We start from the raw sequence: 13,888 nt of genomic DNA on the forward strand, positions 1-13,888 counted from the left end.
GTTAAAGAACTGAATTTTTGAGATAGAGCTTTCACACTTATTGTCCTCCTGTTGCGAGCTGCATCACATTTTCTTGTGTTGCTTCATTTTTGGCTAAAATTCCTGCTATTTCTCCTTCATGCATCACTGCAATTCGGTCTGCAACACCAAGAATTTCGGGTAAATCACTTGAAATCATAATAATTGGAACACCACGTTCAGCAAGTTCATTCATTAATTGATAAATTTCACGCTTGGCTCCCACGTCGACTCCTCGTGTTGGTTCATCTAAGATTAAAACTTTTGGCGCAATGCCAATCCATTTGGCGAGGACAACTTTTTGTTGATTTCCTCCAGATAGAGAACCAACTATTTGTTCTTCATCTGTCGCTTTAACATTAAGACGCTCAGAGAGTTGCTTAACAAAAGTTGTTGCTGTTTTATCGTCAAAGAGGCCATGATGAATAAAATCCTTTGTACTCGGAAGAGTAATATTATCTTTTATTGAGAAATCAAGAACAAGTCCTTCATCTTTTCGGTCTTCTGTTAAAAAGCCAATTCCTTCTTTGATTGCTTGTGCCGGGTTATTGATAGTTAGACTCTTTCCATTAATTTTTATCGTGCCTGATTTTTAGCTTATCAATTCCAAAAATTGCTCGCATGACCTCAGTTCTACCAGCTCCCATGAGTCCTGCAAATCCGAGAATTTCACCTGAACGAACTGAAAATGAAATATCTTTAAAAAATTCTGCCGATAAATGGTCGGCTTCAAATACAATTTCTCGAATTTCAGCATTTTTTTGGGGATAGTAATCTGTAATTGACCGACCAACCATTTTTCTAACTAATTCATCAACATTGGTTTCTTTCGTCTTTTGCGTATCAATGACTAGACCATCACGCATGACAGTTACACAATCTGTGATTTTAAAAATTTCTTTATTCGATGAGAAATATAAATAATTCCAACCCCTTGATTTTTAAGACCAGCAATAACTGAAAACAATCTTTCTGTTTCTCTTTCGGTCAATGCTGCTGTTGGTTCATCCATAATCAAAATTTTTAAATCAGACAAAAAACTTTTAGCTATTTCAACCATTTGTTGCTGACCAACTGATAAATTACCAATTTCTTTGTCTAAATCAATTTTTACTCCCAACTGTTCAAAAGCAAAATTTGCTTTTTTTCGCATGGCCTTCGTATCTAAAATACCAAATTTATTTTTTATCTCTCGTCCTAAAAAAAGATTCTCTAAGACTGTTAAATCAGGCCAAGTATTCATTTCCTGATGAATAAAACTAATTCCAAATCCTTCTGCTTCCTGAGGATTTTTAAAAATTTTCTTTTCACTGTCAATCTCAATTTCCCCACCAGAAGCTGGAAATAGACCAGTTAGAATATTCATCAAAGTAGATTTTCCAGCCCCATTTTCTCCCATTAAGGCATGAACTTCTCCTGAATTAATCGTTAAATCAATTGCTTCAAGAACTTTATTCGTTCCAAATGATTTAGAAATGTTCTTCATTTCTATTTTCAAAATTGACCTCCTCCTTTTTCACAAAGCGACACCTGATTGTAAAATAATATTTGAATAAGGTGTATTTTCTCCTGTTCTCACCACTGCTTTGACCTCATGATTCATTAATTTTAAGGTCTCATGACTGACAAAAACTATTTCAACATCTGCTGATAATTTTGTCAGTAAAATCGCTAACTGTTCAGGATTATTTTCTTTTATTTCCTCAGCAAGATAGACTTTTTCAACTAAAATATTTTCCAAATAGATGTCCAGAACTTCTTGAAAACTGGGTTTTCCTCTGGTCAGGGCTAAATCAATTTTGGGGGTACCTATTGGTACTGGTAGTCCTAAATCTCCTATACAAACTTGGTCAGTATGGCCCAAATCGTCAGCAATTTTTGCTAATTCACTATTAAGTATTCCTTCTTTTTTCATAAATTTAACTCTCTTTCTTTTTTAGTAGAGATTAATTTCAAGTTCTTTTAATTTTGCTTTAACTTCTGATAGCTTTGGCATCCCGCCTTGTGCACCAAATTTTTGAATAGATAAATGAGAAGCAACGACAGCTAATCTGATAGAATCACTAATTGATAAGTTTTCAGTCAAACCAAAGGCAAAGGCTCCGTTGAATGTATCTCCTGCACCAGTTGTATCTACAACCTTAGCTTTTATGGCAGGAATTTTTTGAAGAGTCTCTCCATCGTGGAAAATGACTCCTTCACTTCCTAAGGTGACAATCAGACGATTTGAATATTTTTTGAGAATTTCTTCAAGTGCTAAATTCGGAAAAAGTTCCTTACATTCGTGTTCATTCGGTGTGATATAATCAACAAAATCAATCATTTCCAAATCTGTTTTTCTTGCTGGAGCTGGATTATAAAGAACTTTTATCGCATTTTCTTTACAGAATTTAGCAATCGCTAGATTTGTTTCATGTGGAATTTCATTTTGTAGAATAACAAGTTGGCTTTCTTTAATTTTCTCCCAAAGGTCTGCTAGATAACTTGGTAGAACTTCATTATTAGCACCTGGAATAATAATAATACGATTATCGTCATCATAGAGAGTAATTTGAGCAATCCCTGTTGTTTGTGGTACCGTTCCCACATTTTCAAAAAGAACTGCATTTTCTTTGAAGTTTTGCAAAATACTCTCACCAAAAGCATCCTTGCCTACTGCTCCAATCATACTTACTTCATTGGGAGAAAGTCTGGCAAAAGCAACGGCTTGGTTCGCTCCTTTTCCACCGGGAACCATAGCGAAATCTTCACCAAATACTGTTTCTCCAGCATTTGGCACTCGGTTAGTCCTTGTGACTAAATCCATTGAAATGCTTCCTATAACACTTACTTTTGTCATTAATTTTTCCTCATTCTTTTCTCTTTTGTCGAATTGTTTCACGCGCTACATAATGAACAGGGAGTTCAATTTTAGACTTCTCAATTACTTGGTCAGTCGCGATTTTATAAATAAGTTGAGCAGCTTCAAGCCCCATCTGATAAGCAGATTGATGAATGGTTGAGAGTGCTGGATAAATGAATTGGCTCATTTGAATATCGTCATAACCAATAATTTGAATATCCTCAGGAATTTTCTTATTTAACCGATGAATTTCGTGGATATAAGCCATGGCATGAATATCCGATGGTGCAATGATACTATCAAAGTTTTCTTCATTGGCAAGCACTTCTCTCGCCTCTTTCTGAATTTCTTCAAAATCATAACTTTGACTGTAAAAAGCTTTAAAATCAACTTGTTTTTCTTTTAAATAAGCAATACTTGCTTTAAAACGATTATTGATATTTGTGGCATTCAAAGGACCGCTGACTACAGCAACTTTTTTTGCTCCTGCTGTTACAATCACTTTTGCTGCTAATCGTCCACCTGACTCATTGTCCGAAAAAACACCATAGTTACTTTTATGGCCTACTCGGTCCACGATTACAGTTGGAATATCCAAATCAGGAAAGTCTTCTTTAAAATCATGGGTTGAAATGATGCCAGCAGCATTACTTTGAATCAAAACTTTCAAATAATCTTGCTCAGATTGATTCTTTTCACCAATATTTCCGAGCATCACACGATAACCTTTTTCTTTTAAAAATTCCTCTGCTCCTTTGGCTAGCATTGGGAAAAAAGGATTGGAGATATCTGGCAATAATAGTCCAACAAGCTGATTCTTTTTCGTTTTTAAAGATTGGGCAGAAAGATTGGGTCTGAAATTTAGTTTTTTAATTGCTCGTTCAATTTTTTCTCTGGCTTCATCACTTACATAGCCATTCTGAGCAATAAAACGTGAAACAGTGGACTTTGAAACTCCTGCTTCAAGCGCAACTTGTTTGATGGTTGTCATTACTTCCTCCTTTCACATGTGGGAACGTTCTCATATTTACATTTACAATTGTATCCGTTTTCATTAAATTTGTCAATCCTTTTTATATTTCGTTTTAATAACAAAAAAACCTACTTTTTAGTAGGCTTTCTTATTAATCAAAGACACGGTCAAAAATTTCATCGACTCTTGTTAAATGATAATTGTAATCAAAAGCTTTATCAATATCTTCATCATTCAAATACTGACGAATTTGTTCATTTTCTTCAAGCAATGGTCTAAACATCACTTGTTCATCCCAAGATTGTGCAGTCAAAGGCTGAACTAAATCGTAAGCTGCTTCACGCGTCATTCCCTTTTCAATCAACATTAACATGACATGTTGGCTGTAAATCAAGCCAAAAGTCGCATCCATATTTCGTTTCATATTTTCTGGGAAAACAGTCAAGTTTTTAACGATATTCCCAAAGCGGTTCAACATATAATCCAATAATTCTGTTGTATCAGGTGCAATGATACGTTCAGCAGAACTGTGTGAAATGTCACGTTCATGCCAAAGACTAACATCTTCAAGAGCTGTAATTGCATGTCCACGAATGACGCGGGCTAAACCTGTCATATTTTCAGAACCAATTGGGTTACGTTTGTGTGGCATTGCTGACGATCCTTTTTGACCTTTAGCAAAGAATTCTTCAACTTCACGTTGTTCAGATTTTTGTAATCCACGAATTTCTGTTGCCATGCGTTCAATTGATGTCGCAATGAGTGCCAACGTTTGGAAGTATTCTGCATGTAAATCACGTGGTAAGACTTGCGTTGAAATCTCTTGTGGACGAGTCCCTAATTTTTCACAAACATAGGCTTCAACAAATGGAGGAATATTAGCAAATGTTCCAACAGCACCAGAAATTTTCCCAGCTTCAACAGCTTTCGCAGCATGTTCAAAACGTTCAATGTTTCGTTTCATTTCGCTGTACCAAGTGGCTAATTTCAAGCCAAAAGTTGTTGGTTCAGCGTGAACGCCGTGAGTTCGACCCATCATTACTGTGTATTTATGCTCTAAAGCTTTATTTTTAACAATTTCTGCGAAGTTTTTTAGGTCATTGCGCAAAATATCATTAGCTTGTTTATAAAGATAACCATAAGCTGTATCAACGACATCTGTTGATGTCAGACCATAATGAACCCATTTGCGTTCTTCACCCAATGATTCACTGACAGAGCGTGTGAAAGCTACCACGTCATGACGTGTTTCTTTTTCAATTTCAAGAATGCGTTCAACATTAAAAGTTGCATTTTCGCGAATTTTTTTCACATCTGCTGCTGGGATTTCCCCAAGCTCTGCCCAAGCTTCATCTGCAAGAATTTCGACTTCAAGCCATGCTTTATACTTGTTTTCTTCTGACCAAATCTCTGCCATTTCTGGACGTGAATAACGGCTAATAACCACTTTTTTCTCCTTTTTTACTGACAGAATAGCTGTCAGTAAATTAATCCTATTTTTAATTTCTAATGAACAAAGCGTCCTTTTTCATTATCTATTATAACATTTTCACTGACAAAGCATTTGGTCCATTCTACTGGTCCAAATAAAAGTAAAAAAATTATCTGTCATAACCGAACAATATCTCTGACCAGATCATTTTTCTATTTTTCTAAGATATCCAAAATATACTCTGTTTCTTTGAGAGAAATTTGCCCAGGCGCACTAGAATTGTCTAAACTTGCAAAAGTCCAGCAAGAACCAGTCAAATAACCAGAAATTCTTGAAAGTCGCCCTAAGTCACCCATTGCCATGCTGATAAAATGTTCACCGTATTCTAAAGTCATATCACGAGTGATTTGTAATAAATCAAGAACATCACATTCACGTTCTGGCATCACAGCAACTTTAACAAAGGCAGTTCCTTCTTCGTGCATTTTAATCAACCGATTGGTTAAATCGGACGGAACTTCATCAAAATTATGATAAGAGAGTACCATTTTATCCCGAAAATCTTTCAAAGCGGCAAATGAAGGGCCGTGCGTAAAGAATTCGACATCGATATATGCGGGATTGTAAGTCAAAATTTCTTGTAAAATCTGTAAATATTTTTTTTCAGAAACTTGAATATTTCCGCCTTCTCTGACTGTTCTTAAAGTAAATAAAATCTTACTTTCTTTAAATTTTTCAAAGAATTTAGGAGCCATCTCTAAAATTTCATCTGCTGACAAAAAATCGGCACGCCATTCAACAATATCTGCTGTTCGATAATCACTGACAGAAACTTTCTCAAGCTCTGCTAACTCTGTCAGCATGATTGGAACAACAATTTTTGTTTTTCTCATAAACTTCTCCTTACATTTTCATAAATGCTTTCCCCTATTCTAGCATATTTTCGCAAAAAGAAAAAAGGAAACGGCGTTTCCTTTTACGTTTTTTTACTGGGGTAGCTGGATTCGAACCAACGCATGAGGGAGTCAAAGTCCCTTGCCTTACCGCTTGGCTATACCCCAAGATTGTTTTATGACGACAAGAAATATTTTAACAAATTATCTTATTAATTTCAAGTTATAACTTAGAAATTTCAAATCAATCACAAATAAATCTTTAAATCGAAAGATTATAGGCCATAATTGCTTCCTCAAGAGCTGCTTCAAAAGAAGTCACTGTAGCAATTTCTTTACCTGAAAAAACAATGACAAAATTTCCTGATTTTTCTTTAATTTCGGCGATTGTTTTTTTTCCACTTTTAATGACAGCTCCGTCAGCTGTATCAATAATTTCAAGTTCAGTATCTTTTTTCTTTGACATATTAAACTCCTCAAAATTTGAAAAGTCTTTTTGACCTTCCAAATCCCTATTTTCTTTGAAATTTTTCTTTCTCAATCATATCATTTTAAAAGCTTTTTGTCACGCTCATTTTACTGACAGACTTGTCAGTATGTACCATACTTCCACTCTCTTTTACTGACAGAACTTTTCACTAGAATTGAATATAAAAAAATACTGACAAACTTTATTTCAAGAAGAAAAAAGTTCTGTCAGTAATTTTTATTATGATAATTCAGCAATAACGGCTTTAAGTTGTGCTTTTGTTTGAACACCAACAATGCGTTTTACTTCTTCACCATCTTTTTTGAACATCAATGTTGGGATAGACATAATGCCAAATCCTTGAGCTGTTGCTGGGTTTTCATCAACATCCATTTTGCAAATCTTAAGTTCTGATTCGTCAAGTTCTTCTGAAAGTTGTTCCAAAATTGGCGCTTGCATACGACATGGACCACACCAAGTTGCCCAAAAGTCAATTAAAACAAGCCCTTCTTTTGTTTCTTCATCAAACGTTGCATCAGTAATATTATATTCCATTTTATCTCCTTCATTGAAATAATTTTCTTCAGTAAGACTATTCTAGTGTAATTCACTTAAAATTTCAAGAAAATAGATTTTGAGAAATTTATTATTTTACTTCAAAATAGCAATCGTTGCTCCAGAGCCACCAGCATTAATTGGTGCATATTCATAAGATTTAATATGACGGTGTTTTTGAAGTTTTTTCTGTACCATTTCTCGAATAACACCCGTTCCAATCCCATGAACAATCGTAATTTGAATCAAATTTGCAAGTAGAGCTTGGTCAATATAATTATCCAATTCCAGTTCTGCTTCTTCATAACGCATCCCGCGTAAATCAAGTTGAGCTTTGACTTTAGAAGTCACCTTCTTGCTGACATTTTTAGTTTTGGCTTGAATTTGTTCTGGACTTTCAATCACTTCAAATTCATCTTCATTTAAACGAGTCGTGATTGAACCCATTTGAACTGTCCAACGTCCATCTTTTTCTAAACGAATCAATTTACCACGCTGACCATAAGAAGTGACATTAACTTCAGCCCCTTGCTTAAGTCCTCTTTGTGCTTTCGCTTTTTTCAAAACCTTATTTTTAGAAAAATCAATGGTTGGAGCCAAACCTTCAAGTTCTTTTCTAGCAGCAATAATTTCATGTGGTTTCAACGCTGCTTTATCATTGAGATTCTTCAAAATTTCTTGCGCTTCAAGACTCGCTTTTTTAACTACTTCTTGAGCTTCTTTTTGTGCTTTTTCTAATTCAAACTCGCGCTCGCGATTAATTTGATTATAGACTTTCGTCAAATCTTTATGTAAACTTTGATTTTCTCGTTCAATTTTTTTTATATTTCTTGAACTTTCAATCACTTCACGCGTTTTTTCTTCCAACTTTTCAATCATCTGATTGACATCATGCTCACTGTCAGAAATTTGTTGACTGGCTACTGAAATAATAGTTTCTGGCAGACCTAATCTTCTAGAAATCTCCAAGGCATTTGAACGCCCAGGCACTCCCAGTTGCAAATGATAAGTGGGTTGCATTTTATCAATGTTAAATTCCATACTTGCATTGATTACTCGTTGCGTTTCGACCCCATAAGCTTTTAACTCAGGATAATGAGTACTTGCCATGGTTTTCACATTTCGTTCACGTAAATTTTCCAGTATAGCAATTGCAAGAGCCGCTCCTTCTTTTGGATCAGTTCCTGCCCCAAGTTCATCAAACAAGACCAAACTATTTTCATCTGCTTGAGCTAAAATATGAACAATATTAGTCATATGACTTGAGAAAGTTGATAAACTTTGCTCAATGGATTGCTCATCACCGATATCGGCAAAAATATCATCAAAAAGATGAATTCGACTGCCATCAGCTGCTAAAATTGGCAGACCGGATTGAGCCAATATTGTCAACAGACCAACTGTTTTCAAAGTAATGGTCTTCCCACCCGTATTTGGACCGGTAATAACAATCGTATTGAGCCCTGCATCAAATTTAATATCATTTGCCACAACTATTTTTGCTTCAATCAAAGGATGGCGAGCTGCAAAAAGGGTAATATCTTTATCGGTTGTTAATTCTGGAAGTGTCGCTTTATTCGCTGCTAAATAAAGATACTTGGCACGAACAAAATCAATATGACCAATCAGCCAAGCATTTTGTCTTATATCAAAGCTATAAGGTTTTAATTGACTAGCAAGCTCACGATAAATTCTTGTGATTTCTTGGCGTTCTTCAATTCTCTTTTGATTAAGTTTATTATTTAATGAAACAACCGCATTTGGTTCAATATAAAGCGTTTGACCTGAAGCAGACATATCATGAACTACACCAGCAATTTTATTTTTGTTTTCTGCTTTTACAGGAAGCACTTGTCGGTCATTTCGGATAGTGATGACATTTTCACTCAAAGATGAGAGATTTTTGGTCAGCATTTCCTGCATGATTTTCCGAATTTCTGATTGATGACTCTTGATTGAAGCACGGATATGCATCAATTCGAGACTAGCATTATCATAAAGACTTCCCGCATTATCAAAAATTTCTAATTTTTTGACTAATGCTGATAAATCAACCAATTTTTCCAAAGTAATAGCTAGTGAAGGTGTTTCAACATTTTCAGCTTCATCAAAAAAGCGTTGAATATTAATTCCTAATTGAATCACTTTTTTTATTTCAACGAATTCCTTGCCTGAAAGACTGGCTTCAAGCTCTAGACGTCTGAGTATTTCTGTTAAATCATTTGTTTTTCCTAAATTTAATAGGCCATTTTCTTGGGTCAATAAGCGAAAATCAGCAACTTCATCAAAAAGGAGCTGAATTTTTTCCTTATCTGTCAAAGGTTTTAAATCTTTTAATTCTTGTTGACCCTGCGCTGTCGTCAAAGCATTCATGAACTGTTCTTTGACTTTATCATATTCCAATATTTGGAGAATTTTTTTATTCATTCTATTTAAATTTCAAGTTGTATCTGTAGATTTCTCCCCTAGCACTATCCTAGAGGATTAATGTGGACAATATTTTCAATAAAAAGGTTTTGCAAGATTCCTGATGAAATCGGTGTATGTAAAACCATAAAACGAGCTAGAATACTAGCATCAAGTTGACTTTGAACCGCTGCAATAGGAACCAAACTCAAGACCATCAAGACCATTTGTAAACCAAAATAAGTCGCCGCAAATCCTAAAATTCCAGCAATGATTTTTCCATTTCTTCCCAGAGGACTAAGTGCAAAATGTAAAAATAAACCGATAAGACGGATAATAGCATAAACGACAATAAAAATTGCTAAAAACGAAATGCTCGCATAAAAAGCATCATCGAGTTGAAAAAGAAGTTTATCACTAAAAAGTAAGAGATGTGAGTTTTCTGTGGCATTTGAAAAAGGAACCCAAATACTCAATTTTTGTGCTAATTCTTTATAATTACTGGCTGCAATGAAGGCCGCAATAATCGTACCAAAACTGTAGATGACTTGTAAAATCAAGCCTCGTGAGTAACCAACCATGAAAGCCCAAACCAAGGCTACTAAAATAATCAAATTTAATATCATCAAACATTCCCAATTTACTTTTATTTTGCTTTTTAAACAAAGCACTCATAAAACTTGGCTCATTTTTATTAATGAAGCTAAGTTCAAGTCATTTTTCTTTCTCTATTATACCGTATTTCATAAAAAAAACGTACCCCTATTTAGAATACGCTTTTTATTTTAAAAAATGGATGAAGAATGTCCCCCTCTAAGTGGGTGGTCAAATTCAAGTTTTTTCGTCATGGCATTAATCGCATGGACTGCTTCACCAAAACCAACGGACATCAAGGGCATTTTCCCCGGATAATCACTTGCGTCTCCTGCGATATAAAGTCCCTCAATATTGGATTGCATCATTGAATCGGCCTTAACACGACCATTACGACTGACTTCTAAGTTCTCAGCTAAAGTCACTTGATTTGTTAAAAAACCATAATTAACCAAAATTTTATCAATCGAAAAGTTCAAGCTTTCTTCTGATTTTACTTTTTTTAATTCTAATTCATTTTCAATCAAATTTGAAAAAGTATAAGGCGTATGAACTTGAACATTAGAATTCATCACTCGGTCAACTGTAATTTCATGACCACGAAAAGCAGTTCTTCTATGAACCAAATGAACATTTTTAGCTACTTTTTCAAGCATTAATGACCAATCTAAAGCCGAATCTCCTCCACCAAAAACCGCAACATTTTTTCCCTCAAACTCTTTTAGAGAAGTGATAAAGTAAGATATTTTTCCTTCATTGGCTAAAGTTTCTTCGTTATCAATTCCTAACTTTCGAGGTTTCAAAAGGCCGGCACCAGTCGTCAACAAAACGCCTTTGGCTCTTCTGGTTGATTTATCAGTAGTTACAGAAAAAATCCCCTCTTCTTTTTCAATTTTTTGAACGCTCTCCCCAAGAAATAATCGATGAGAGATTTGTGCTAGTTGTTCTAAAAGATTTTTTGTCAAATCTGCCCCTGTCACTGCTGGTAGGCCAGCAATATCGTAGATTAATTTTTCAGGGTAAAGATTTTGGGGTTGACCACCTGGAACTTGCGCTGATTCAATTATTGCAACTGATAAACCGCGCATTCCTGCGTAAAAAGCCGCATATAGACCAACAGGACCTGCTCCAACAATAATTAAATCTAATTCTTGCATATCAAACTCCTTAACAATTTATTCATTTAATCTATTGAATAAATTCTTTTTATCATCTCTCTATTATTGCGACTTTTCTCTCAAATGTCAAATACTTTTTACTTTAAATAAAAAAAGCCCTCAAAAGGGCTTGATTTTTTATTTGGTAGAACGACGAGAAAAGATTTCATGATCCAAAACTAATTGATTTTGTTCAACATCTTCTTTAAGCATTAATTTTGTCAAAAGACGCATTGCTACTGCTCCCAAATCGTAAAGGGGTTGGTTAACAGAAGTTAAAGTTGGATATGTATATTGAGTAATTGGTGAATTTGCACCTGAGATAATTTCGAAATCTTCAGGAACTTTCACTCCTTTATCCATCATTGCAGACAAGAGTCCAACGGCTACTGTATCATGTGATACTACTGCAGAAGTTGCTCCTCGCTCAAGTAAACGTTCAGCAAGTGCTTTTCCTTGTTCATAGCTATAATTACCTTCAAAAACGAGGTTTTCATCAAATTCAATATTTGCTTCAAGCAAAGCTTCTTGATAACCAACCATACGTTCTGTATTTTCAACGTCTTTCAATGAACCCATGATATAAGCGATTTTTTTATTTCCGCTATCAATCAATTTTTTAGTTGATTGATAAGCAGCCAAATGGTAATCAATATTAACAGATGGAATTTCTTTATCTCCATCGATTGTTCCAACTAAAACAACAGGTGTTCTTGAATTTTTGAGGGAAGTTCTAATTTTTTCATCTAAAGATGAACCCATATAAACGATTCCATCAACTTGTTTTGATAAGAAAGTTTCTAAAACTTTTTCTTCTTTTTCAACATCATTATCACTATTAGCTAAAATCATGTTGTATTTATACATGGAAGCGATATCATCGACTCCGCGAGTAATCGCTGCGAAGTAAGTTGAAGTGATGGTTGGCAAGATAACACCAACTGTTGTTGTACGTTTACTTGCAAGTCCACGCGCAACTGCATTAGGACGATAGTCAAGCTCAGCAATAGCGTCTAAGACCTTCTGGCGCGTCTTTTCCTTTACATTTGCATTTCCATTTACAACACGACTAACGGTTGCCATTGACACTCCGGCGACACGTGCCACATCATAAATTGTTGTTGTTGATTCTACCATAATTGGCTATCCTCTTTCTTTTCTTTTTATTCATAGTATTTATGAAAACCATTTTCATTTACAAATTATATCATTAACTGTAAACCTTTTCAACCTTCAGCTATGTTTTTTTACGTGATTTTTTAATAAAAATAGCGTAGAATAGGGGATATAGTGTTTTTTATTTTCACGAGAATTTAAGAAACTCATTTTCATAAATATTGGAGGAACCATTTTGAGCAAAATTGAACGTATTTCAGCTTTTCTGAATGACAAGGAAGTCGATATGACTTTCATCACTAATCCGACAACTCTAAATTATCTAACAGGGCTAGCAATTGATCCCCATGAACGAATTGCTGGGCTGATGATTTTTAGAGATTCAACTCCGATGTTATTTACTCCTGCTTTGGAAGTGGAAAAAGCTAAAGAACACACAAGTGGTCTGGATATTTTCGGATACGAAGATTCTCAAAACCCTTGGGAAGTTGTTAAAAATCATGTGAAATCCGAAGTTAAATCAATTGCGGTTGAATTTTCAGATATTCCTTTAGCTAAAACTGAAGGCTTAAAAGCACAATTTGGTAATGTTAATTTTGTGAATTTGACTCCTTTGATTGAACAAATGCGTTTGATTAAGTCAGCAGATGAAATTGAAAAAATGAAAGTTGCTGGTGATTTTGCTGACAAGTGTTTTGAAATTGGTTTTGCCACTGCTGCTGAACGTCATGGTGTGACTGAATCTGATATCGTTGCAAAAATTGAATACGAAATGAAACGTATGGGTGTTCCACAGATGTCATTTGACACGCTTGTTTTATCAGGAGCTCGCGCTGCTAATCCACACGGTGCACCTGAAAATGTTGAAATTCAAGAAAATAAACTTTTGCTCTTTGACTTGGGTGTCATGAGTGGCGGATATGCTTCTGATGCGACACGTACCATCGCAATTGGTCAACCTAATGACTTTGATGCTGAAATCCATAAAATCGTTAAGGAAGCTCAACAAGCAGCCATGGACTTCATTAAACCTGGTGTAACTGCACATGAAGTTGATGCTGTTGCTCGTGATTTAATTACTAAAGCAGGATATGGTGAATATTTCAATCACCGCCTTGGACATGGTATCGGAATGGACGTTCACGAATATCCATCTATTGTTGCCGGAAATGACCTCGTAATTCAAGAAGGAATGTGTTTCTCTAACGAACCTGGAATTTATATTCCTGGTAAAGTAGGTGTGCGTATTGAAGACTGTCTTTACGTAACAGAAAATGGTTGTGAAAGTTTCACTCATACTGACCATGACTTATTAATTTTCTAATCGATTAATTGATAAAAGTAAAAACTTTCGCTGATTTTGGCGAAAGTTTTTTGTCAGTAAGTTTTTTGTCAGTAAGTTTTTTGTCAGTAAGTTTTTTGTCAGTAAGTTT

At 35.0% G+C, this 13,888-nt stretch carries 12 protein-coding genes, 1 tRNA gene and 1 pseudogene; 1 reads left to right on the forward strand and 13 read right to left on the reverse strand.

Annotation, left to right across the window (positions count from 1 at the left end; genetic code table 11):
* Window positions 1-37: 37 nt before the first annotated feature.
* From MKX45_RS09395 to ccpA, 13 genes and pseudogenes are all read right to left on the reverse strand, one after another.
* Window positions 38-1,516, reverse strand: a pseudogene (locus MKX45_RS09395) (sugar ABC transporter ATP-binding protein).
* 18 nt (window positions 1,517-1,534) lie between these two features.
* On the reverse strand, window positions 1,535-1,933 hold the full coding sequence (gene rbsD, locus MKX45_RS09400; protein ID WP_015426834.1) for a D-ribose pyranase: 399 nt from the start codon (window positions 1,931-1,933) through the stop codon (window positions 1,535-1,537).
* A gap of 21 nt (window positions 1,934-1,954) precedes the next feature.
* Complete coding sequence (rbsK, locus tag MKX45_RS09405) at window positions 1,955-2,857, reverse strand: ribokinase (protein ID WP_010906072.1); 903 nt, start codon at window positions 2,855-2,857, stop codon at window positions 1,955-1,957.
* Between the two features lie 10 nt (window positions 2,858-2,867).
* Window positions 2,868-3,851, reverse strand: coding sequence for a LacI family DNA-binding transcriptional regulator (locus MKX45_RS09410; protein ID WP_039115737.1), 984 nt, complete (start codon window positions 3,849-3,851; stop codon window positions 2,868-2,870).
* A 133-nt stretch (window positions 3,852-3,984) separates the two neighbouring features.
* Window positions 3,985-5,280, reverse strand: coding sequence for an adenylosuccinate lyase (gene purB / locus MKX45_RS09415; RefSeq protein ID WP_015426837.1), 1,296 nt, complete (start codon window positions 5,278-5,280; stop codon window positions 3,985-3,987).
* Between the two features lie 197 nt (window positions 5,281-5,477).
* On the reverse strand, window positions 5,478-6,158 hold the full coding sequence (gene aroD, locus MKX45_RS09420) for a type I 3-dehydroquinate dehydratase (protein ID WP_015426838.1): 681 nt from the start codon (window positions 6,156-6,158) through the stop codon (window positions 5,478-5,480).
* Window positions 6,159-6,254: 96 nt separating this feature from the next.
* Window positions 6,255-6,326 (reverse strand) — tRNA-Gln (locus MKX45_RS09425).
* Between the two features lie 94 nt (window positions 6,327-6,420).
* Window positions 6,421-6,624 (reverse strand): DUF2969 domain-containing protein, encoded by a 204-nt coding sequence (locus MKX45_RS09430; RefSeq protein ID WP_010906074.1) that lies wholly within the window; start codon window positions 6,622-6,624, stop codon window positions 6,421-6,423.
* Between the two features lie 243 nt (window positions 6,625-6,867).
* On the reverse strand, window positions 6,868-7,182 hold the full coding sequence (trxA, locus tag MKX45_RS09435) for a thioredoxin (RefSeq protein WP_003129442.1): 315 nt from the start codon (window positions 7,180-7,182) through the stop codon (window positions 6,868-6,870).
* A gap of 96 nt (window positions 7,183-7,278) precedes the next feature.
* Window positions 7,279-9,609: an endonuclease MutS2 gene (locus tag MKX45_RS09440; protein ID WP_017864836.1), complete on the reverse strand. Its 2,331-nt coding sequence runs from the start codon at window positions 9,607-9,609 to the stop codon at window positions 7,279-7,281.
* A 44-nt stretch (window positions 9,610-9,653) separates the two neighbouring features.
* Window positions 9,654-10,214 carry a CvpA family protein gene (locus tag MKX45_RS09445; RefSeq protein WP_057720062.1) on the reverse strand — a complete coding sequence of 187 codons (561 nt, stop codon included), beginning with the start codon at window positions 10,212-10,214 and terminating at the stop codon, window positions 9,654-9,656.
* 159 nt (window positions 10,215-10,373) lie between these two features.
* Window positions 10,374-11,339 (reverse strand): NAD(P)/FAD-dependent oxidoreductase, encoded by a 966-nt coding sequence (locus tag MKX45_RS09450; RefSeq protein ID WP_057720064.1) that lies wholly within the window; start codon window positions 11,337-11,339, stop codon window positions 10,374-10,376.
* A gap of 138 nt (window positions 11,340-11,477) precedes the next feature.
* Window positions 11,478-12,476: a catabolite control protein A gene (gene ccpA, locus MKX45_RS09455; protein ID WP_128267556.1), complete on the reverse strand. Its 999-nt coding sequence runs from the start codon at window positions 12,474-12,476 to the stop codon at window positions 11,478-11,480.
* 214 nt (window positions 12,477-12,690) lie between these two features.
* Between ccpA and MKX45_RS09460 the strand changes: the two genes are divergently transcribed.
* Window positions 12,691-13,779, forward strand: coding sequence for a M24 family metallopeptidase (locus tag MKX45_RS09460; RefSeq protein ID WP_057720067.1), 1,089 nt, complete (start codon window positions 12,691-12,693; stop codon window positions 13,777-13,779).
* The last annotated feature ends 109 nt before the right edge of the window (window positions 13,780-13,888 follow it).

This window comes from Lactococcus sp. FSL W8-0209, assembly GCF_038006585.1.
Lineage (GTDB): Bacteria > Bacillota > Bacilli > Lactobacillales > Streptococcaceae > Lactococcus > Lactococcus lactis.